General features: G+C 58.1%; 19 protein-coding genes. 6 read left to right on the top strand and 13 right to left on the bottom strand.

All coding sequences use genetic code 11. The annotated features are described in order from the left end of the window. The first annotated feature begins 100 nt into the window (after positions 1–100). The gene (locus tag H3H55_RS20340) at positions 101–955 is read left to right on the top strand and encodes a LysR substrate-binding domain-containing protein (RefSeq protein WP_048243439.1); all 855 of its coding nucleotides are present in this window, start codon (positions 101–103) and stop codon (positions 953–955) included. A 67-nt stretch (positions 956–1,022) separates the two neighbouring features. Here H3H55_RS20340 and H3H55_RS20335 read toward each other — a convergent pair whose 3' ends face one another. From H3H55_RS20335 to H3H55_RS20305, 7 genes are all read right to left on the bottom strand, one after another. Then, positions 1,023–1,469, bottom strand: a complete 447-nt coding sequence (locus H3H55_RS20335; protein WP_193099946.1) for a DNA-binding protein — start codon at positions 1,467–1,469, stop codon at positions 1,023–1,025. Then, positions 1,441–2,040 carry a nucleotidyltransferase domain-containing protein gene (locus tag H3H55_RS20330; RefSeq protein ID WP_193099945.1) on the bottom strand — a complete coding sequence of 200 codons (600 nt, stop codon included), beginning with the start codon at positions 2,038–2,040 and terminating at the stop codon, positions 1,441–1,443. The genes H3H55_RS20335 and H3H55_RS20330 overlap by 29 nt, the downstream gene beginning before the upstream one ends. A gap of 221 nt (positions 2,041–2,261) precedes the next feature. After that, positions 2,262–2,963 carry an ABC transporter ATP-binding protein gene (locus H3H55_RS20325; protein ID WP_048243438.1) on the bottom strand — a complete coding sequence of 234 codons (702 nt, stop codon included), beginning with the start codon at positions 2,961–2,963 and terminating at the stop codon, positions 2,262–2,264. Next, positions 2,963–3,736, bottom strand: a complete 774-nt coding sequence (gene livG, locus H3H55_RS20320; RefSeq protein WP_129515572.1) for a high-affinity branched-chain amino acid ABC transporter ATP-binding protein LivG — start codon at positions 3,734–3,736, stop codon at positions 2,963–2,965. Before livG ends, H3H55_RS20325 begins: the two co-directional genes overlap by 1 nt. Then, positions 3,733–5,004 (bottom strand): high-affinity branched-chain amino acid ABC transporter permease LivM, encoded by a 1,272-nt coding sequence (locus tag H3H55_RS20315; RefSeq protein WP_048243434.1) that lies wholly within the window; start codon positions 5,002–5,004, stop codon positions 3,733–3,735. The genes livG and H3H55_RS20315 overlap by 4 nt, the downstream gene beginning before the upstream one ends. 11 nt (positions 5,005–5,015) lie before the next feature. Further along, complete coding sequence (gene livH / locus H3H55_RS20310; protein ID WP_048243432.1) at positions 5,016–5,942, bottom strand: high-affinity branched-chain amino acid ABC transporter permease LivH; 927 nt, start codon at positions 5,940–5,942, stop codon at positions 5,016–5,018. 172 nt (positions 5,943–6,114) lie between these two features. Beyond that, positions 6,115–7,233, bottom strand: a complete 1,119-nt coding sequence (locus H3H55_RS20305; RefSeq protein WP_129515573.1) for a branched-chain amino acid ABC transporter substrate-binding protein — start codon at positions 7,231–7,233, stop codon at positions 6,115–6,117. An 814-nt stretch (positions 7,234–8,047) separates the two neighbouring features. On the opposite strand from H3H55_RS20305, the gene H3H55_RS20300 reads away from it, so the two are divergent. Continuing rightward, a complete protein-coding gene (locus tag H3H55_RS20300; protein ID WP_193099944.1) occupies positions 8,048–8,665 on the top strand; it encodes a hypothetical protein in 618 nt (205 codons plus the stop codon). Positions 8,666–8,745: 80 nt separating this feature from the next. On the opposite strand, the gene H3H55_RS20295 is transcribed toward H3H55_RS20300, so the two are convergent. Then, entirely contained in the window at positions 8,746–8,967 is a 222-nt protein-coding gene (locus H3H55_RS20295) for a hypothetical protein (RefSeq protein ID WP_193099943.1), read from the bottom strand. 827 nt (positions 8,968–9,794) lie between these two features. Between H3H55_RS20295 and H3H55_RS20290 the strand changes: the two genes are divergently transcribed. Both H3H55_RS20290 and H3H55_RS20285 read left to right on the top strand, forming a co-directional pair. Further along, entirely contained in the window at positions 9,795–12,320 is a 2,526-nt protein-coding gene (locus tag H3H55_RS20290; RefSeq protein ID WP_193099942.1) for a hypothetical protein, read from the top strand. A 39-nt stretch (positions 12,321–12,359) separates the two neighbouring features. Then, positions 12,360–14,981 carry an AAA family ATPase gene (locus H3H55_RS20285; RefSeq protein ID WP_193099941.1) on the top strand — a complete coding sequence of 874 codons (2,622 nt, stop codon included), beginning with the start codon at positions 12,360–12,362 and terminating at the stop codon, positions 14,979–14,981. 146 nt (positions 14,982–15,127) lie between these two features. Here H3H55_RS20285 and H3H55_RS20280 read toward each other — a convergent pair whose 3' ends face one another. The 3 genes from H3H55_RS20280 to H3H55_RS20270 form a co-directional block, all read right to left on the bottom strand. Beyond that, a complete protein-coding gene (locus H3H55_RS20280) occupies positions 15,128–15,637 on the bottom strand; it encodes an OmpA family protein (protein WP_193099940.1) in 510 nt (169 codons plus the stop codon). Between the two features lie 90 nt (positions 15,638–15,727). Next, entirely contained in the window at positions 15,728–16,996 is a 1,269-nt protein-coding gene (locus H3H55_RS20275) for a diguanylate cyclase domain-containing protein (protein WP_193099939.1), read from the bottom strand. Beyond that, a complete protein-coding gene (locus H3H55_RS20270; RefSeq protein WP_193099938.1) occupies positions 16,993–17,700 on the bottom strand; it encodes a YfiR family protein in 708 nt (235 codons plus the stop codon). The genes H3H55_RS20275 and H3H55_RS20270 overlap by 4 nt, the downstream gene beginning before the upstream one ends. 188 nt (positions 17,701–17,888) lie before the next feature. Here H3H55_RS20270 and H3H55_RS20265 point away from each other — a divergent pair, with 188 nt between their 5' ends. Further along, on the top strand, positions 17,889–18,419 hold the full coding sequence (locus tag H3H55_RS20265) for a hypothetical protein (protein WP_193099937.1): 531 nt from the start codon (positions 17,889–17,891) through the stop codon (positions 18,417–18,419). Between the two features lie 544 nt (positions 18,420–18,963). Here the strand turns inward: H3H55_RS20265 and H3H55_RS20260 are convergent. Continuing rightward, on the bottom strand, positions 18,964–19,215 hold the full coding sequence (locus H3H55_RS20260) for a hypothetical protein (protein ID WP_193099936.1): 252 nt from the start codon (positions 19,213–19,215) through the stop codon (positions 18,964–18,966). 40 nt (positions 19,216–19,255) lie between these two features. On the opposite strand from H3H55_RS20260, the gene H3H55_RS20255 reads away from it, so the two are divergent. Then, positions 19,256–19,552, top strand: a complete 297-nt coding sequence (locus H3H55_RS20255) for a hypothetical protein (RefSeq protein ID WP_193099935.1) — start codon at positions 19,256–19,258, stop codon at positions 19,550–19,552. Between the two features lie 729 nt (positions 19,553–20,281). Here the strand turns inward: H3H55_RS20255 and H3H55_RS20250 are convergent. Then, positions 20,282–20,557: a hypothetical protein gene (locus H3H55_RS20250; RefSeq protein ID WP_193099934.1), complete on the bottom strand. Its 276-nt coding sequence runs from the start codon at positions 20,555–20,557 to the stop codon at positions 20,282–20,284. Positions 20,558–20,599: the final 42 nt, after the last annotated feature.

Below are 20,599 nucleotides of genomic sequence, written 5' to 3'. Positions count from 1 at the left end.
GACCTGCCTGCATTCGTCTGCCTGTTGACCCGAGGATAGGGACGCTTAATAATTCCGTCAATCGACATTACGTGAATCACTAATTCGGAAAATCAGAATCATGCCGCGCACCCTGGACGTCGATCTGCTACGTACCTTCCACGCCGTCGCGAAGCTCGGCCGCTTCAAGGACGCGGCCGTCTATGTGAACCGCAGTCCGTCGTCGGTCACCGCGCAGATCCAGAAGCTGGAAGAGATGGTTGCGCAGCGCTTGTTTACGCGTAACAACCAGTCGGTCGAACTCACGCAGTACGGCCACAAGCTGCTCGGCGACACCACGGAATTCCTGTTGAGCCACGACCGGCTCGTCGAATCGCTGTCGCCGCAGATGCTGACCGGCAAGCTGCGGCTCGGCATCCCCGATTCGTACGCGGCGCACTTCATGGCCGAGTTCCTGCCGCGCTTTGCCGCCGACCGGCCGTTGCTCGAACTGACCGTCGAAGCGCGCTCCAGCGAGGAACTGCAGTTGCTGTTCGCGCGCGGCCAGTTGGACATCACGATCGCCGTGGTACCGAAGGCACTGCCGCACGGCGAGCTGCTCAGCAAGACCCATCCGGTCTGGGTGGCCGCGCGGACGTTCAAGTTCAACCCCGACGCGCCACTGCCGATCGCGGTGCAATTGCAGGGATGCCCGTACCGGGACACTGCGCTGAACGCGCTGAAGAAGGAGCGGATCGCGCACCGGATGCTGCTCGAGAGCGCGAGTTCGCCGGCGGTCGAAGCCTGTATCGCCAACGGCCTCGCGGTCGGCCTGATCGAGCACGATCGCGTGTCCGGCAACCTGACGAGCCACGTCGCGGGGATCGTGCTGCCCGATCTGCCGCCGCACCTGATCTATATCCTGACCGACGACGGCAATCGCGCCGCACTGCATCTGCGCGACGTGCTGAAGAGCACGTTCAGGATCGGACAATGAAAACAGGGCCTCGAAAGGCCCTGTGTGAGTCGGTCTTGCGTTGGCTCTTCAAAACGGCAGCGGCTATTTATTGCGCGTCCAGCAACGCGGGTTTGTTCGTCGTCACCCACACCTTCACGTCGGTCATGAGCGCCGTCGCACTGGCAAGACATTCATTGACCGCGGACGCTTGAACCACGTCTCCGGAGTAGTCGGACAGATTGCGCTGCTTGCGCAGCGCGTCGAGCACAATCATGCGAGCGACCGGCAGACCGATCGTCTGCGGGAGTGTCTGGATCGCTGTCTGGTGATGTCCCGGCCGGCTCGTCATCGTGCGAAAGCCGTTTGCATGCAACGCCAGCATCGCGAGTTGCATGATCGCCTTATAGGCCGCGTCAAAGCGGTTTTCGTTGCTCAATCCCGCAAGTTGCGCATCCGCCAGATTTCGCTGCGCGGCGGCGAACAGCCGCATCGCCTGTTCCCGGTCCGGCTGGACCGCGTCGAGGCTAACGCCGAGTAAGTTCTGCAAGGTCATCGTCGCTACCGATCAAGAAGATCTTGGGTTTTCCAAGCACGTCCCGCAAGAATGCGTCGTGCCCGTCGACACCGGCACGAAACTCGTCGGGTGACAGTACCTGGGGATTGATATCCCGCCCCAATGTCGCTTGAGCATCGTAAAGCATCCCTACCACCGCAGCGAACCCGACCGAACCGATCACCATCACGTCGACATCGCTGTCCGCCGTCTCCTGGCCGCGCGCGACCGAGCCGAACACGAACGCCACGGCGATTTGCTCGGCGCAAGGCAGCAGTGCTTCAGCCAGCACGTCACCCATGCCCGAGGTCTTTCGCATGATCGAAGCCAGCTCCTCATAGATCGGACAGCTTCGATTGGCGCGATAAACCACCTGATTGCCCTGTCGATCCCGGCTCAAGATGCCGGCTTCGGCCAGTTTGCTCAGTTCCTTGTGCAGCGTACCGGGGGTTGTGCCCGTCAAACGGGCAATTTCGCGAACGTGCAACGCCTGATCAGGCCGCAACAGGAGCAGGCCCAGCACACGGCGCCGGTAGTCGCTAAATAGGGTCGGGGCGATGGATCGTAGCATGATTGGCTACGATTGTAGCCGAATTGGCTACGATATGTTGTTACGCCGAATGCGCTTGTCGGTCCGGATCGGCAAGTTGAATGTAGCCGATTCGGCTACGATCGAAGCTGAATCAGCTACACAATCTCTGCAAACCTGTGTTCCAAAGCGTCACAAGACGAAGACCACGCCAATCAGATCAGCACCGCCGCCGACCCGTTGCAGGCCGGCGGCGTCAACCATCAACCGCCGAGATAAGCCTGCTTGATCCGGTCGTTCGCGAGCAGGTTCGCGCCCGTATCGGCGAGCACCACGCGCCCCGTTTCGAGCACATACCCGCGATCGGCCACACCCAGCGCCTTGTTCGCGTTCTGCTCGACGAGGAACACCGTCACGCCTTCCTCGCGGATCGTCCGGATGATGTCGAAGATCTGCGCGATCACGAGCGGCGCGAGGCCGAGCGTCGGTTCATCGAGCAGCAACAAACGCGGCTTGCTCATCAGCGCGCGGCCGATCGCCAGCATCTGCTGCTCGCCGCCCGACATCGTGCCGGCCCGCTGCGTCGCGCGTTCCTTCAAGCGCGGAAACAGCTTGAACACATGCTCGGTGCCTTCGTCGATCTCATGACGGCTCGCGAAGAACCCGCCCATCTTCAGGTTCTCGAGCACCGTCAGGCTCGGAAACACGCGCCGCCCTTCCGGCGAGATCGCCATCCCCTGCCGCATGATCTGGTGCGTCGACATCGCGGTGATGTCCTTGCCCTCGAACAGCACGCGGCCCGACGATGCGCGCGGCGTGCCGCACACGGTCATCATCAGCGTCGTCTTGCCGGCGCCGTTGCTGCCGATCAGCGTGACGATCTCGCCCTTGTTCACCTCGATCGACACGCCCGCGAGCGCTTCGACCGCGCCGTAGTGCGTATGGACCTGTTCCAGCTTCAGCATCACTCTTCCCCCAGATACGCCTTGATCACGCGCGGGTCGTTGCGGACCGCTTCCGGCGTGCCGATCACGATCGGCCGGCCGTGCTCCATCACGAGGATGCGGTCCGACACGCCCATCACGAGGCTCATGTCGTGTTCGATCAGCAGCACCGACACGCCGAACTCGCGGCGCAGCTTGTCGATCAGGTGCTGCAGCTCGATCTTCTCCTGCGGGTTGAGACCGGCCGCCGGCTCGTCGAGCATCAAGAGACGCGGCTCGGTGATCATGCAGCGCGCGATCTCCAGACGCCGCTGATGCCCGTACGACAGCGTGCCGGCCGGCCGGTTGGCGACCGACTTCAGCCCCATCCGTTCGAGCCACACGGCCGCGCGTTCGAGCGCTTCCTTCTCGGCGCGGCGATACGCGGGCGTCGAGAACAGGCCGGGCAGCAGCCCTGCCTTCACCTTGCGATGCTGCGCGACGAGCAGGTTCTCGACGACGGTCAGCGACTTGAACAGGCGGATGTTCTGGAACGTGCGCACCAGGCCCTTCAGCGCGATCTTGTGGCTCGGCAGCCCGGCGATCTGGTGGCCGTCGAGCTCAACCGCGCCGGAAGTCGGCTTGTAGAAGCCGCCGACGCAGTTGAACACCGTGGTCTTGCCCGCACCGTTCGGCCCGATGATCGCGAACACCTCGTCGCGGCGCACGTCGAAATCGATGCCGTCCACCGCGAGCAACCCGCCGAAGCGCATCTGCAGCCCGGCGACCTTCAACAGTTCTGCATTCGCACTCATTGGGGGAGCTCCACGTGGGGACGGCTCGCGGGCAGCAGGCCCTGCGGACGCCACATCATCATCAACACCATCACGAGACCGAAAATCAGCATCCGGTACTCGGCAAAGCCGCGCGCGACTTCCGGCAGCACGGTCAGCAGGATCGCCGCGAGAATCACGCCGAGCTGCGAGCCCATCCCGCCGAGCACGACGATCGCGAGGATCAGCGCCGACTCGATGAAGGTGAACGATTCAGGATTCACGAGGCCCTGACGCGCCGCGAAGAACGCGCCGCCGATACCGGCGAACGACGCGCCGAGCGTGAACGCCGACAGCTTGATGCGCGTCGGGTTCAGGCCCAGCGAACGGCACGCGATCTCGTCGTCGCGCAGCGCTTCCCACGCACGGCCCATCGGCATGCGGATCAGGCGGCTCGTCACGAACAGCGTGAAGCCGACCAGCACCAGCGCGATCAGGTACAGGAAGATCACCATGTGCTCGCCGCTGTATTCCAGCCCGATCAGTTCATGGAAGGTCTTCGCGCCTTCGACGCTCGCCGAGCGCGCCATCTCGAAGCCGAACACCGTCGGCTTCGCGATGCCCGAGATGCCGTCCGGGCCGCCCGTGAGGCTCGTCAGGTTGTTCGCCATCAACCGGATGATTTCGCCGAAGCCGAGCGTGACGATCGCGAGATAGTCGCCGCGCAGCCGCAGCACCGGGAAGCCGAGCAGGAAGCCGAACGTCGCCGCCGCGATCGCGGCCAGCGGCAGGCACTCCCAGAACGACAGCCCGAAATACTGGTTGAGCATCGCGTACGTATAGCCGCCGACCGCGTAGAACCCGACATAACCGAGATCGAGCAGCCCCGCGAAACCGACGACGATGTTCAGCCCGAGGCCGAGGATCACGTAGATCAGCGCGAGCGTCGCGACGTCCACCGCGCCGCGCGAACCGAAGAACGGCCACACGAGCCCGACCGCGAGCAGCACCCACACGACCACGCGCTGCTGCTGCGCGCCCATCGCGGGCACTGCCGGCAGCTTCACCGCCGATTTCGCGCGCATGAGCCACGGCTTGAACAACTGGAACAGGAACACGGCCGCGACCGCGATCCACACCGGCCGCCAGTGCGGCGTCAGCACGACCTGATAACCGTCGAGCTGCAGTTGCAGGCCGAGCACGGGGATCGTGAGGATCGCCGTCAGGAACGCGGCGGCCACGGCATTTTTCAGCGCCTGGCCGAACGATGCGTCGGCGGCCGGGCGGCGAACGGAAATGACAGTACTCATCTGCGTCTCCCTCAAACCTTTTCGATGTCCGACTTGCCGAGCAGGCCGGTCGGGCGGAAGAGCAGGATCAGCACGAGCAGGCCGAACGCGACGACGTCCTTGTACTCGGCCGGCATGTAGCCTGCGGCAAAGGTTTCAGCGAGGCCGAGCAGCACGCCGCCGAGCATCGCGCCCGGGATGCTGCCGATCCCGCCGAGCACTGCGGCGGTAAACGCCTTGATGCCCGCGACGAAGCCGATATACGGATTCAGCTTGCCGATCGTCAGCCCGATCAGCACGCCGCCGACGGCGGCCAGCATCGCGCCGAGCACGAACGTGAACGAGATCACGCGGTTCGTGTCGATGCCGAGCAGGTTCGCCATCTTCATGTCCTCGGCGCATGCGCGGCACGCACGGCCCATCCGCGAATGCCCGATGAACAGCGTGAGCGCGATCATCAGCACCACCGTCACGCAGACGATCATCAGGCGCGAATACGGGATGGTCACGTCGAAGTCGCCGCCGAGATGGATGTCGAACGCGCCGGAGATCAGCACCGGCACGGACACGTCGCGCGCGCCCTGGCCGATCTGCACGTAGTTCTGCAGGAAGATCGACATGCCGATCGCGGAGATCAGCGGCACGAGGCGCGGGCCGCCGCGCAGCGGCCGATACGCGACGCGCTCGACCGCGAAGCCGTACAGGCCCGTGACGATCACCGACACGATCAGCGCGGCGCCGAGCACGAGCGGCAGCGGATAACCGGCGGAGACGCCGATCGCGGTCAGGGTCACGAGGCCCACGTACGCGCCGATCATGTAGATCTCGCCGTGGGCGAAGTTGATCATGCCGATGATGCCGTAGACCATCGAATAGCCGATGGCGATCAGCGCATAGATCGCACCCAGCGTCAGGCCGTTGACCAGCTGCTGGGCGAATTGAGGAAAGAAGTCAGTCATGTGCGGGAAGCTCCCGTTGGCGCTGTGCCGCAGGCCGCGACCGGATCACGGCGCGACCGCGCGCAACGCACGGTGTCGTCTCGGACCGCCCGTCAGCCGCGGAACGGCCAAATGCGCACGCGCCCTGCCCGGGTCACGGGCAGAGCGGGTGCGCGGGGCGGGTACTCCGTTTTTAGTTGGCGGCGGTCTTCGTCGCGTCCTTGTGCCACGTGTAGACGACGAACTTGAACGCCTTCAGGTCGCCCTGCGCGTCATACGCCACCTTGCCGATCGGCGTGTCGAACGTCGTCTTGTGCATGTACGCGGCGACCTTGGTCGGATCGGTCGTCTTTGCGCCAGCGATCGCGTCGGCGATGATCTTCACCGCGGCGTACGACGGCATCTGGAACGGGCCGTTCGCATCGCGCTTCTTGTCCGCGAACGCCTTCACCAGTGCTGCGTTGGCCGGATCGGCCGTGAAGTCGGCCGGCAGCGTGACGAGCATGCCTTCCGAAGCCGGGCCGGCGATTGCCGTCACGTCCTTGTTGCCCACGCCTTCAGGCCCCATGAACGTTGCCTTCACGCCCTGCTCGCGCGCCTGGCGCATCAGCAGGCCCATTTCCGGGTGGTAGCCGCCGAAGTAGACGAAATCGACGCCTTGCGACTTCAGCTTCGTGATGATCGCCGAGTAATCCGAATCGCCGGCGTTGATGCCTTCGAACAGCACGACCGGGATCTTCGCGGCTTCGAGGTCCTTCTTCACCGACGACGCGATGCCCTGGCCGTACGACTGCTTGTCGTGCAGCACCGCGACCTTCTTCGGCTTCACGTTGTTGATGATGTACTTCGCGGCGGCCGGGCCTTGTTGGTCGTCACGGCCGATCGTGCGGAAGATGAAGTGACGCTTCTTGCCTTCGGTCAGCTGCGGCGCGGTGGCCGACGGCGTGACCATCACGATGCCTTCGTTCTCGTAGATGTCGGATGCGGGGATCGTCGAGCCCGAGCACACGTGACCGATCACGTACTTGATCTTCTGGCTGACGATCTTGTTCGCGACGGCGACGGCCTGCTTCGGTTCGCATGCGTCGTCCATCATCACGACTTCGAACTTGTTGCCGCCCGCACCGCCTGCTGCGTTGATCTGTTCGATCGCGGTCAGCGCGCCGGCCTTCACCATGTCGCCATATTGGGCGACCGAGCCGCTCATCGGACCAGCGATGGCGATCTTCACGGTTTCCGCTTGCGCGGTGGCGGCGCCGGCGGCGAACAGCACGGCGGCGACGGAAATGGACGTAAGACGGGACAGCGTCATCTGGGAGCTCCTCGATGTTGTTTAGTCATACGGGCAAAGGCGGCATGACTTGCGCAATCGAACAGCACCCGGGGCGAGGACATGAGACACGCCCGAGACACATAGAAGACGGAACTCCAGCGGAATGTTGCGTAGCGGGGCCCGGCTCTTGCAGTCCCCGAAGGGGACGTCTGGTTCGGAAAGACATCATCGTGATGCGTCTTGCATTGCGCAAGCGTTTCGCCTGCCCCGCTTGCCAAACCGCTTGATCGGAGGGATGGTCCGACAGCCGTTGGCAAGGCAGTCGAAATTATATGGGCGTTTTTAAATCGTCTGTCAAAAATGCCGGTCGACTGAGGGAAAACACGTAGGGATGAGGTGGGAGTCGGTAGCAATGACGGCGCAACCTTTCGACTCCGGCAGCGGTTGACGGGAGTGCAATCTGGTTGCTATCGGTGGGGGTGTTCGGGCGCTGTGCCTTGGTGGGTATGACGTCAGCTGACAGGTGGTCATGTTCGGCGTGCTTCGGGCCGGTAAAGGGCCGTATCGTCGCGGTTTAATCGACTGAGGATTGATTTGGTGAGCACCATTGAGGTGCGTTGGATGGGGGCGCTCAAACATACCGTTTGCCGACGGTTTCCTTGGTTCCGAAAGCTCACAGTTATTAATATGAAATAATATGGGTTCGCCTCTGCAATCCAGCCAGCCTCCCCGCGAATCGCGTCCGCCGCGCTTCGTCGTCGCTTCAGGGCCGTTTCGACGGCCGTTCGTTGCCCAGCCGCCAGCCAGTGATCTGCCGTTTTTTTCCATGCACATCACCTGATTTGGATCTGCGATGAATCATTCCTTCTGCTTGTCTTCCGCCGCCGCGATTGCGTGTGCACTTTCTGTTTCCGCCGCCGATGCTTCGGGGCGCGATACGCTGACCGATCGGTCGGCCGGGGCCAATGTGTTTCGCGCAGAGCGTCGTGCTGCCGCCCGTGACGATGGGCACGCGGCACGCGCGAATCGTCGCGTGCAGTACGCCGCGCCCGCCAAGCGCGGCCCGTTCGATACGCCCGATACGCGGCCGCTGCGTGTTTCGGGCGATGCGCTTGAGCCGCAGCCCTCTCGTGCGCATGAATCCGATTGGGACTTGCCGCCAAACCGTGTCGCGCTCGGCGCGGGCGGCAGCGATAGCCTCGGGCGCGCATTGCCCGGAACCGAACAGCGCGAGCAGAACTGGAATGAATATCTGCGGGCTAATGGTTCAAAGTCGGCTGGTAGCGGTAGCTCGTATGCGCCGACGCGGCCGTACGATGCCGCGCGGGGTCCGCATGGTGCACCGAATCCGTTCGATCCTTCGGTGCCGCAGCCGGAGACGCGTACGTTTTTCGACAACGGCGCGGGCACGCATTGCACAGCGACGGGTGGCGCGGGGACGTCGCGGTCGTCTTGCAATATCGCCTGGTGATGCGTGGCGTCGGGCGGTAGCCGCTGCCCGGCGCGCTGCGCGACTTCGCGCAGCGCGGCCGCATCCTGCGGCGTTGCCTGTTACAACTGCTTGATGACCAGCCTTCCCGGCTCAATCGTGATCTGCACCTTTCGGCCCGGGATAAAACGCGCATCGTTGACGAGCCACATTCCGCCGATCTTCATATACGGATAAAACGTATCCGGCCTGATGTGCATGCGTTTCGGTACACCCCAGGATTCCTGGATCGTTACGAAGCGTTCCGTGATCGGGGGTCGTGCTTTATCATTCGCCTTAGCCATGGGCAACTCCTTGAAAGTTGGCTGTGGTTAGCGGGTCGTGAGTGTTGGTAGCACTTGCGGCCCGCGCTCGTTTACCGCGGTGTGTTGGTGGTTGGGATTCCTCCTTTGTTGGTGGTTCGGTGGCAACGGTACTTCGACAGCAGATCAGAGTATGTGGTGCATCCATCCGCGCGCGATGTCCACGCGATCATCATCAGTTGGACATCACCTATTAGACCATCTTTGATACTCAATGTTTGTGGATTGGGTGCGCGTTAGCCATTCGGTATAGGTGCGCAATTGGGTCATAACTCTGGGTTATTGCAAGCGCCGATGACGAAAGAACAAGAAAGTCAATTAGGGCGAACGTTGGACTGCCTTAGGGCGCGACACATCAGAACATGACGATTCGAAACTGTTTGGACTCAATCACATGGACCTGCGCCGATACGATGTAACTATCACTTAACCTTTGTCGTCGTTCGGGCACACTTGAAGTTCCTCGCCGGAAACGGTGCTTTCTCATCTCTTGTAGATCGCAATGATCTGCCGTCACCTAGAGCCTAAAGTGGTCGCTACGAGGTAGCACCAACCGATCTATTTCCAGTTCGCTCGGCCGGCCAACAGTGGAAGTAGACATTTTCGCCGACTGCATATCACACCAACCTGACCACCTCTATCCGAAAAATCAAGTACTTACGTACGATCCGCACTACACCTGCCAGATAGTTCGCACTCGGCCTCTTAGGTTCTGTCTGTCAGCGAGAAAGAAGGGTTTCACCGGAACAATCTGCTGAGCTATGATCATGGAGCACGCATGAAATATAAGCAAACATTCCCGGGGCACCATGAAAGACAACAAAACTTCGAAAGCAGGCGACAAACTGGAGCAACTGACGGGTGTAGTAGCGTATGCCTTGCAGAGAGACATAAACGAAGCCGAAACACGCCACAAAGTTATCAACTTTATTATTCACGACTTCCTTTCATGGCCGAAAAACCGGGTTGTCGTCGAGGAATTTATCGCGCCGGGCTTCGCAGACTACGTTCTTAAAAAGACAAACGGTGATGACCTGCTTTTCATCGAAGCAAAAAGAGCTGGCGTATTCTTTGAATTACCGATACCTCACACATCCGACGAAACATCCTGCTACATCTCAATCGCCAAGTTACTAAGCAATTCAAACATAAAATCAGCGATGCAGCAGGTTAGAACATACTGCTTCGATAGCGGTTGCGAATATGCATGCGTCACCAATGGATTGGAATGGATTTTCTTCAAAACATTCGAAAAGGGAAAACGATGGGAATCGCTACAGGCGTTCGTTGTGCGGAGCCTCGATTTCTTCGCACAGGAGTACACCAAGGCGATAAACAATCTGTCTTTCGTTGCTATCACTGAGCGCTCGTCTCTACCGACACTGCTTAGCAGCGCACCTCCGAAAGATCGAAACGTCCATTACCCGAAAGAGAAAATATCATCTTATTCACACACAATTACAGCAAACCGTCTTGCTGTAAAGCTTCGCCCAATCGTAAATAGATATTTTGGTGTAATTAAGGACGACGACACTGAATTCATGGAGCGATGTTATGTGTCGCAGCGAGAATACGTGGGCACCTCAGACGGAATGCGATCATTAATCCACGACTCACTCTCGCCGTTTTTCGAATCTTTCGGTGTTCAGCAGCTCGAAGATACCGGAAAAGGCGGCCGCCTCGGAGGGCGATTAACAAAAAATCTGAAGCAAAGCCGCAAAGGCGAAGTATTGGTTCTGTTTGGTGGAAAGGGGGCTGGAAAGTCCACATTCATAAAGCGCCTTCTACATCACAACGCTCCGCGCTGGCTGCGGGACCATGCTGCTATCGCAATCATCGATTTACTTAAAGTACCAGAGGATGTCGCAGTCATCAGGTCCGCGATCTGGGAAGGGTTAGTTAAACAACTTGACAAAAATAGCTTACTTAATTCAGATCGAGACACATTAACACGCGACCTGTTTTCAGATCGTTTTTCGACTGCGCAAAAGCAGGATCTCGCAGGACTTGCGATAGCATCTGAAGCATATAATTTAAAGCTAAATTCACTAATTGCGATCTGGAAGCACGATATGGCCTACTGCGCAGAGCGATTAGTTAATCACCTCTCCACAAAAGATCGTGGCGCAATCGTCGTCATTGACAACACGGACCAATACTCATCAGAAGTTCAAGATTTTTGTTTTTCATCCGCACAGGAAATATCGGAACGCCTTAAATGTGTGACTTTGATATCGATGCGTGAGGAGCGATTTTTTGACTCAAAAATTCATGGAGTTCTCGACGCCTTTCAGAATTCAGGTTTCCATATTAGCTCCCCCCGCCCCGCGGAAGTGTTCAAGAAGCGTCTCGATTATACTGTATCAGTTCTAGAAAAACGCGGACTCGACGAGGATGACGAGCTTGACAAAACTGCACTTGATTTTATAAAAGACAGCGGCACTTATCTTAAAATACTAAGCCGAGAATTTTCAAGCGACAGTTCGCCACTCAATAATTTCTTAACCGCTTGTGCGCACGGCGATATACGCCTTTCCTTGGATCTCTTTCGAAGCTTTCTGTTGTCCGGCTACACAAACGTAGATGAAATGATCGCCAATCGAGCGTGGAAATTTCAGGTTCATCAGGTCATAAAGCCAGTAATGATTCCAAATCGATATTTTTACGAGGAATCGCTGAGCGATATCCCGAACATTTATCAACTCCGGTCGACACGTCATGGCTCTCATTTTACCGCGCTTCGAATTTTGCGAAAGCTTGCAAAGGGGGCAGATCCAACGGCCCCTTCATACTTCGCAACCGCAGAATTGCGAGCATATTTTGCCGAGACTTTTAGCATGCAGGAGGATTTCGAACAAAATCTGAACATCCTGTTACGCCATGGCTTCGTTGAGGCCGACAACAGACTGGACACATATTCAGAATCCGTAGATCGCATCAAAATCACCAACTATGGGTTATATATGTTTGGCGATCTCGCATATTATTTTACATATCTTGATTTAATATGCACCGATTGCGGAATTTTTAACGAGGAAACCAGCAATTATCTAACAGAGGCAGCAAGAAAGGAATATCAATTCTTCACACGAAGCGAGCGTGTGGAGCGCGTAAAAGTTCGGCTAGAACGGGTAGAGAAGTTCATAGAATATATGAAGCAGGAAGAACTTCGCGAGCGAGAAATGTACTCACTAGGCATGCCGGAAGACGAAATGTTTTCAGCAAAAGCTGAGGCCAACTTCACTTTAGAGAAGAGTCGTGTTTTGAAAAGTGCAATAAGGCAGAGCTTTAAACAGCAACCCCGTCGACAGAACGGTTCCGGGTTTGGCGGTTGACACCGTCGGCCAAAGAAAAACTAAGAATGAGAGATTCCCATGAAGATAGAAGACGAGGCAAAAAAAGAGGTGGTGCTGCATCCTTTCGAACAGTGGCTCGCCGAACGACACAAATGGGTCCAAACTGCAGCGGCACGGATGATCAAAGCACGGGCGTTGCCTGACGCGGCAGCGGTTAGCAATCTCGCTGATTTATGCATCCTGGAAGCGTCAAAGCACGAGAGCGATCAATTCGAGTACATTGCCGCCGGCTCTCTTGCTCAGTCTATGGGTCACCCCATGATTCGAATTCGCAAAATTAGCGAAGTCGCGGGGATCAATGCGATCAAAGATGGTGCTGCACTCGACTTCGGCACCGCCGGTCTTTTCGTCATCTATGGATCAAATGGCTCCGGAAAAAGTGGATATTCCCGACTAATCAAGCAGATCTGTGGTTCTCGCGCGAAAGAAGAACTGATAGGCAACGTCTTTAGCAAGGAGCACCCTGAACCGTCTGCCCGCATCCATGTCACCGTTGGTGACAGCGAAGCAGAGGATATTTGGAAATTGTCAGGTGGTCCAGTACCCAAACTTCGCCACATCCATGTGTTTGATTCAAGCGTGGCAACTCTCTACTTCGGTGCAAAAAACGAAGCTACTTACGAACCCTCACGTATGCGCTTCGTTTCGTCCCTGATTAAGATCTGCGATCTCGTCTCGAACGAACTTACCGATCGGAAAAGCAAGTTGCAGTCGAAGCTGCCGAAGTTTCCGGATGATTTGGCAAATACGCCATCCGCAAAATTCATCACGGCGATGAAAGCCGGAACTACCGCCGAAGCTATCGTGACGGCCTGTAGTTACACAGATGAGATGAATCTAGAGCGCATTTCGGGAGAAGTCACGCTCGCCGAGAAAGACATCCCTGGAAGACTTAAGGTAGTCGATCGCGAGATTTCGGCGCTCAGCATCGTCAGGACGATGGTCCAGGGCTGGAAAGAAGCCCTAGGCAATGAAAGTCTCGCGAACCTCATAACCGCTCGCGGGGCCGCGATCAAGAAGCGAAAGGCAGCCAGCGAAGATGCCGAGAAGGTGTTCGCCGGCTCGCCACTGGAGGGAATCGGTCTAGAATCGTGGCGCGACCTTTGGGAAAAGGCCCGCGAATTTTCCGTATCGCACGCATACAAGGACATAGAATTCCCGAATATTACCGGTGATGCCAAATGCGTCCTTTGCCAGCAGCCACTGGGCGATGACGCCAAGGTCCGTTTAATGCAGTTCGAGAAATTTGTCCGGGGTGAGTTGGAGAAGGACGCAGCAGACGCTGAACGAGCACTTAGCAAGCTAGAGAAGGCGCTGCCTGTGCTCCCTGACGTTAAGACATGGATTGCAAGCACCAATCCAATCAAGCTCGAGGAGCAATTCGCATCTGACTGGCTTAGTGTTCTGGTCGCGTGCCGCAGCGCTGCCAACACTGCCGTTCAACTCGATCAAATTCCGATTGTTGAGTGGGACACACTGGAATCGCCTATCGCGGTCGTTTCGAACGCGCTGCTTGCAGAGAAGAAAGCGTTGACAGAGCTATTGCAGGATGGAAAGCGACAGCATCTCACTTTCCGAGTGCAGGAACTCATTGCGCGTCAATGGATGCATCGAGAGCAGGATGCGATTCGCGATGAGGCGCAACGGTTGGACACTGTCGCGTCTCTCACCAAAGCAATCTCACTTACCTCGACTACGGCCCTGACAAGAAAGAACACTGAGCTTGCCGAACAGGAGCTGAGAGGAGGCTATCAGGATCGGTTTGCCAAAGAACTTAAATCTCTCAATGGTGCTCGTCTTCCTGTCGAACCAAAGAGCAAGCAGCAGGGTAAAGGAAAAGTTACTTTCTCACTCTCAGTTAAAGAGGCTGGGGACGACGTAAAAGCGGAATCAATCTTGAGCGAGGGGGAACGTCGAATCATTGCATTGGCCGCGTTCCTTGCCGACATCTCGGGCTCAGGCCAACCCACGCCGTTCGTATTCGACGACCCAATTTCGTCGCTCGATCAAGATTTCGAAGAGCATGTGGTAGAACGTCTCGTTGCGTTGGCTCGGGAACGTCAGGTCATTATTTTTACTCATCGTCTTTCATTACTGGCACAAGTAGAATCAACCGTAAAAAAACTACGCGATCAGGCTGAACTCGAGAAGCAATCAGCGCCGGTCGAGCTGGCTACCGTATCCTTGCGACGTCTTGGACAGAGCGTTGGTTTAATCGCTGACATGAGCGTCAGGGATGCGAAACCCGACAAAGCACTCAATAAGATCCGCAACGAGGCAATTCCGCAGCTAAAGAAGCTTCACACCGCAGCCAAAGTTGAAGAATACGAGCAAGGGGCAAAGACCCTGTGCAGCGACATTCGAATTTTGGTCGAACGATGTGTCGAAACAATATTGCTTAGCGGCGTGCTGATTCGTTTCCGACGAAGCATCACAACTCAGAATGTCATCGGAAAGCTTGCAAAAATACAACCAGACGACTGCGCAATGATTGACGATTTCATGACGCGGTACTCTGTTTTCGAGCACTCTCAGTCGAGCGAGTTGCCTGCCGAATGTCCGGACATCGAAGTTCTCGAGCGAGACGTTGACAAACTGATTGAGTGGATCAAGGATTTTTCTGATCGTCCAACAAAGTAAACCAATTTCTGTTGCGGCGCATCTATATCCATGCTGACTGGAATAAGGTGGCCGGTTTGCTTGTCGACGGGCGGCCACGCGCAATTGCTGCGTACAAATGCACAATGCGCACCGCCCCTTAGCCATCCCCCGGAAACAATTCCCCCTCACCTCGGCGAAACCACAATCGCCGCCCTCCGATTCTGCGCCCTCCCCACCGGCGTCCTGTTATCTCCCACCGGATCGCTCTTCCCCTTCCCGACAATCACAATCCGCTTCGCATCCAGCCCCACATCTACAAGCTCAATCTCCACCACCTCAGCCCGCCTCCTGGACAACTCGAAGTCATAGTCATCCGCCCCTTCTTGATCCGAGTACCCATAAACCCGCACCCCATTAATCCCCGCCGACTTGAGCGTCCGCCCGATCCTTTCGACAATCCGCCGCACATCCGGCTTGAGGTTGTACCGATCGAAGTCGAACAGAATCGGCCCGGTCGACCCGAACTCGAACCCCGCTCCGGTCTCCTGGAAACCGGCCGACTTGAGCGCCGTGACCTGCGTCTGCGTCAGCCCACGGTGAAGCGGCGGCGTCTTGCAGCCGCCCAGCAGCATACACAGCAGCAGCGCGCCGCCGATGCACATCCGCCCAATGCACACTGGATACGAGTTTTTCATCTTCGACCCCTTCGAATGCGCCCGCATCGCGCGCGCATTTATTCATTAAACCTCTGCTGCGGCCTCGTCCGCAGGGAAAATCGCTCAACCTCAAGCTGACCCGACAACGCCTTCAGCCAACTGCCACGACCCCGGCCGCGCACGCTTGGCGCGGTACATCGCGGCATCCGCCGCGCGCAGCAAGCCGTTCGCGTCCGACGCGTGATCGGGATACAGCGCAATACCGGCACTCATCATGGTGGCCACCATGCGGCCGTCGGACAGCTCGATCGACGGCACCATGCCTGACAAAATCTCGTCGGCGACACGGCAGACGCTGCCCGCTTCGCGCACCGCCGCCAACATCACCGCGAATTCGTCGCCGCCCAGCCGGGCGACGAGATCGGCCTCGCGCACCTGCGTGCGCAGCCGCGCCGCGATGCCGATCAGCACCGCGTCACCGGCGTCGTGGCCGAGACAATCGTTGATCTCCTTGAAGCGGTCGCAATCCAGATACAGGATGCCGACCCGCTGCCCCGTCACCCCGGCTTCGCGAAGGGCAAGCGCGAGGCGTGACTCGAACTGCACGCGGTTGGGCAGGCCCGTGAGCGCATCGTGCGTCGCCTTGTGTTCGAGCGACGCGTTTTCGTCGCGCAGCGTGTTCTGCCAGTCTTCGAACTCGTCGAGCAATGCATTGAAGTCGTCGCCGAGCTCGTTCAGTTCGGCAATCGCGGCAGGCTCGACCCGTTGTGCGAATGCGCGCTCGCGCCGCACTGCGTGGGCAACGCCAGCCAGCGCGCGCAGCGGTGAAACGATGTTGTGCAGCAGACGCTTCGAGCTGACATACGCGCCGAGCACGCTGACGGCCAGGCAGCCGAGAATGCCGCTGACGCCGCCGAGCAGGAAGCCGAAGAACTGGTGCCCGCGGCCGCGCACGACGACCTGCCCGACGATGATGCCGTCGTGCATCACCGGGACGGTCACGGGCCCGGGCAGTGCAAGGTCGGCAACGCCTCGCTCGAGCCGGGCGAGCCCGCCGCTGGCAGGCAACTGCCACGTCGCGAACGGCTGGCCCTTGCTGTCCGTGACCTCCACCTGCGCCACGTCCTCGTCACTGGCGATCAAGCCGATCGCCTCGTTCGCCGCGACGCGGTCGCCGAACACGAGCGCCGCCTCGACCGTATAACCGAGCGAGCGGGCCAACAGGTTCAGGTTGTTGCCGGCATACGCACGCAATGCGATCACGGCGACCACGATCAACGACACAGCCGCCATCGTGACGGCAACGAACGCGAGGCGCAGGTGCGCACGGCGCAACACGCTTTGCAGCGTCGGGCGCGGCACGCGCGAAAGGGAAACGGGAGGCGCGTGCCGTGTCATGGTGCCCCCGGCCGTCGCGCGAGATTGAGCACGTTCGGGTGCACGCGCACGCCGCTGCGCGCGACGGCGTCGAGATTGATGTCGAACGACACGCGTTCGCCGTCGACGTTGAGACAGAACATGCTGCCGGTGGTGCAGGACGGATCGTGTTCCGAGATCGTCAGGACCGGATGGCCGGCCACCGCGGTTCTCACCCGCGCTCTCTCGTCGTCGCCCAGGGTGCCGAGATAGACGACGTCGCAGGCCATGCCGAGCGACGGATCGTCGAAGCGGACGCGCTGCACGTCGAGCAGCGTCGAGCCGGCCTGCAGCGTGTCGGTCAGGCCGCGCGCGTAGTCGGCTCGGCCGGTTACGCACAGATGCAGGCGGACGGGTGTCGTCGGCCAGCGCGTGAAACTGATGATGCCCAGCACGACCTGACGCACGGCGGAGTCGTGTGACGAAACGGCGGGATCGGTGGGGTTTGCGGGGTTCGCGGCAGCGACGATGCGCACGGTGTCAGGCGAGTCGTTCACATCGGCTGGCGTCCCGGCGAGCACGCCGGGTGCCGCACCCAGCGCGCAAACGATTGCGATCAGTGCGTGGCGCAGCGACGCGGCTCGGCCGAGCCGGCTGGACGTCGTCCGCGCGGCGATTGCCGCCGCGTCCGTTGGCGTCGTTGCAGTCGCAAGACTGGCAGCCGCCGCGCACACTCTCGCATCCATGATGGAAACATCCGCTGGCGTTGCCCCCCGGCGTTACCCTCTCCCTTCAACCATGCGCGCGCAGGCACCGTATCACGCACATGATTGCTTCATCTTAGGTAGAAAATCGCATCATCAACCAGTGGGATACACCCGCGAGAAAGGGTGGAAGGTATGGGGAATGGTGCGGTGGGAGGTGGTGCTTGCAAATGCAGTACAGCCGTCGATCCGGTGTCGGCGCGGGTGGATTGATCAGTGGATTGGATGACCGGCTGTGCCAACCTTCATATGTTCTTTGGGAGAGCCGGGCCGATTTCCAGCGCATGGGGCGGCCATCTGCAGCCACCCAGTTCGCGTTGACGATATACGACGAACCGAAGCTCGGTTTCGCCGTCGCATCGTTCCGACGTCGGCGATCCATCCTTGCTCCCAAACCTGAACGAATCGATGTAGTACTGATCCTTCTGGAACAATCCGCGCACCTTCCAACTAACGTAGGCCATCGCCAGCGCATCGCCGCCCTGCCCCTTGCTCGCCGCAGCGTCCACCAACCGATAGCCATTCGCCAACAACATTTGTTGCGCCTGTCCCGCCGAAATCGGCTTCCCGGTTTGATCCTCGTAAAACTGCGCAAACTTACCTGCGTTGTCCTTCGCTCACTGCCGCTCATCCGGATGCAACTACCTATTAAACTGAACACGGCAGCCGCTGGTTCGGCTCTACTGCTTGCGCATATTTAGCCAAGCCAAGAGAACGAACCCTAAAGAAATCACTGCAGAAGTTCGCGCGATTGCTTTCACGTCATACCATCCGGGCGAGTAGCCAATCTCATTAAAATACGAATACATATATGCACCACCAACCCAAGCAACCGCGCATGCTATAGACCATATGCAAAGCATGCGGACCGCAAGCAAGACCAATCGTTGAATCACTTCCCTTCCCCCTAATTTTGCAGCAAGCCCGGCTTCCGCCGGGCTTGCTGTTTCAACTAAAGAAGACGTTCTTCAACACCACGTACACAATGAAACTCATCATCGCCGCAAAACAACACCACCAGACAATTTTCTGTGCTCGCGTCTTCGGTGTTTGGCCCGGGAAGCTCATCATAATTACCACCTGACTCCTGTTTTACCCTGATCGACGGTATAACCCATTCCAACCGACGCCGGATTGGAAGTCTTTCCAAGATTTGCACCGGCACCAACGCCAATGACCGTCGCGATTCCATTGCCCGGTGAATACACAACACCGCCACCAACGGCAGAGAATGCAGCCGTTCCATTACCGGCGTACCTCGCCCCAATCCTTCGCATCCTGCTGATACTGAGCCTTAAGCACCGGAACACTCGTGCCATCCGCATTCCTCAACGCTTCATCGCGCTTCTTGTCCGCATACGATCCAACCTGCTTCACAATCGTCTCCGCCGCCGCCTGCGCCGCATTGATCAGATCCGCCTGATTGCCCAGCACCTGTTGCAAATCCGGCGTCTTGCCGACCGTGCCATTCAGGTTCGACGTATCACGCTCCAGCATCGCCACATCCTGCTTCTGATTCGCCTAATCCGTGATCGTGATGCTGCCGGAACTGACTGCGCTCTTCGTCGTTGCGCTACTGCTGTCGCTCTCGCTCACATACAGCGGCAAGACGCCACCCTCGTTCGCCGCAGCGGCCATCAACCGATTGCCATTCGCCGGCAACATATCCAGCGCCGGCTCCGCAGTGGTTGCGTTGCCGGTTGTCCTCATAGAACTTCGCGAAGTCCTTCGCCCACTACCTTTCATCAGAATGCGACAGGACCGCATCCACCACGACGAACAATTCGCCGCTGAACGACAGCCTCGACATCGCCCTCGTTCAAAGCAGGCGTGAGCACCGAGTCCGGCATCCGCCGGGCTTGGTCATTCAGCTCGTCCGGTCAGACTTGAACCATGGACCGAATTTCTCAGGATCGTCGCTTAACATCCCAGCTTTTCGCAACGGCTTCGGCAAAAATCGAATATGCAAAACCAGAAGAACAATAAAGAATGGAAGGCCTATATCAAATACAGAGACTCCATCACTCAACCCCATCAGCTTCCGACAAACACCAATTACAACGACCGTATAGCACCCTGCACTAAAAACTGATGCCACACAAACCTTGAACCATATTTGAGCCGTCGCATAGAGACGCCACCAATTCATTTCTACACTCTTGCGTGACGCATATCATTGATAGCAGACCCATCACATACCAGGCTTGCCGTTAGCCAGACCGTCTCTTAACCCAACCCATCAAGGCAAAATTGCTCAGCACCTTAGCCACTTAGCCACTTAGCCACTTAGCCACTTAGCCACTCAATGACTAGCCACGCCGAAGTTTTCCCCAAGCAAATAGCGTGAAAATTAGCGATAACAGTGTTCCTCGCACCAGAATGCTTTTTATTTCTATTAACACAATTAAATCAATGAACCTTAATTTTCCATAACACCCATCGATAAGGGCACAGCTAACCATCAGACCAAAAACCCACGCAACGGCAATCATCACCCAACAAACCGCCAGACTGAACACAAAATATACCGGGAGCCACCTCATTTCACACCTACACCATTCAATCAGTCACGCGACTTGAACCATGGACCGAATTTCTCGGGGTCGTCGCTCAACATCCCTGCCTTTCGTAAGTGCCGCGGCAAATATTTAACAAATACAGCCAACACAACAATAAAGAACGGAATCCCAATTGCAAATACTGAAATATTTTCACCCAATCCGATCAGCTTCCTGCATATACCAATCACAATAACAGCATAAAACCCAGAAGCCGCAATGGATGCTCCGCCAACAACCCCAACAATCTGGCTAACTGCATACAAACGCCTCCAGTTCATTTTTGCCCTCCGGCATCACGCACATCATTTATAACAGCCACC

It is taken from the genome of Burkholderia sp. Z1, from assembly GCF_014893795.1.
Lineage (GTDB): Bacteria > Pseudomonadota > Gammaproteobacteria > Burkholderiales > Burkholderiaceae > Burkholderia > Burkholderia theae.
Note: the sequence above shows the minus strand (reverse complement) of the source record. Positions and strands in the feature narration are given on the sequence as shown.

What these genes read in the sequence shown, in the direction of transcription:
- H3H55_RS20330 (WP_193099945.1), bottom strand. Translation starts at nt 2,040, where the DNA reads ATGCTACGATCCATCGCCCCGACCCTATTTAGCGACTACCGGCGCCGT.
- H3H55_RS20275 (WP_193099939.1), bottom strand. Translation starts at nt 16,996, where the DNA reads ATGACACGGCACGCGCCTCCCGTTTCCCTTTCGCGCGTGCCGCGCCCG.
- H3H55_RS20260 (WP_193099936.1), bottom strand. Translation starts at nt 19,215, where the DNA reads ATGCTGGAGCGTGATACGTCGAACCTGAATGGCACGGTCGGCAAGACG.
- H3H55_RS20255 (WP_193099935.1), top strand. Translation starts at nt 19,256, where the DNA reads ATGCTGCCGGAACTGACTGCGCTCTTCGTCGTTGCGCTACTGCTGTCG.
- H3H55_RS20295 (WP_193099943.1), bottom strand. Translation starts at nt 8,967, where the DNA reads ATGGCTAAGGCGAATGATAAAGCACGACCCCCGATCACGGAACGCTTC.
- H3H55_RS20335 (WP_193099946.1), bottom strand. Translation starts at nt 1,469, where the DNA reads ATGACCTTGCAGAACTTACTCGGCGTTAGCCTCGACGCGGTCCAGCCG.
- H3H55_RS20325 (WP_048243438.1), bottom strand. Translation starts at nt 2,963, where the DNA reads ATGCTGAAGCTGGAACAGGTCCATACGCACTACGGCGCGGTCGAAGCG.
- H3H55_RS20315 (WP_048243434.1), bottom strand. Translation starts at nt 5,004, where the DNA reads ATGAGTACTGTCATTTCCGTTCGCCGCCCGGCCGCCGACGCATCGTTC.
- H3H55_RS20285 (WP_193099941.1), top strand. Translation starts at nt 12,360, where the DNA reads ATGAAGATAGAAGACGAGGCAAAAAAAGAGGTGGTGCTGCATCCTTTC.
- H3H55_RS20250 (WP_193099934.1), bottom strand. Translation starts at nt 20,557, where the DNA reads ATGAACTGGAGGCGTTTGTATGCAGTTAGCCAGATTGTTGGGGTTGTT.
- livG (WP_129515572.1), bottom strand. Translation starts at nt 3,736, where the DNA reads ATGAGTGCGAATGCAGAACTGTTGAAGGTCGCCGGGCTGCAGATGCGC.
- H3H55_RS20270 (WP_193099938.1), bottom strand. Translation starts at nt 17,700, where the DNA reads ATGGATGCGAGAGTGTGCGCGGCGGCTGCCAGTCTTGCGACTGCAACG.
- H3H55_RS20290 (WP_193099942.1), top strand. Translation starts at nt 9,795, where the DNA reads ATGAAAGACAACAAAACTTCGAAAGCAGGCGACAAACTGGAGCAACTG.
- H3H55_RS20280 (WP_193099940.1), bottom strand. Translation starts at nt 15,637, where the DNA reads ATGAAAAACTCGTATCCAGTGTGCATTGGGCGGATGTGCATCGGCGGC.
- H3H55_RS20265 (WP_193099937.1), top strand. Translation starts at nt 17,889, where the DNA reads ATGCAGTACAGCCGTCGATCCGGTGTCGGCGCGGGTGGATTGATCAGT.
- H3H55_RS20300 (WP_193099944.1), top strand. Translation starts at nt 8,048, where the DNA reads ATGAATCATTCCTTCTGCTTGTCTTCCGCCGCCGCGATTGCGTGTGCA.
- livH (WP_048243432.1), bottom strand. Translation starts at nt 5,942, where the DNA reads ATGACTGACTTCTTTCCTCAATTCGCCCAGCAGCTGGTCAACGGCCTG.
- H3H55_RS20305 (WP_129515573.1), bottom strand. Translation starts at nt 7,233, where the DNA reads ATGACGCTGTCCCGTCTTACGTCCATTTCCGTCGCCGCCGTGCTGTTC.
- H3H55_RS20340 (WP_048243439.1), top strand. Translation starts at nt 101, where the DNA reads ATGCCGCGCACCCTGGACGTCGATCTGCTACGTACCTTCCACGCCGTC.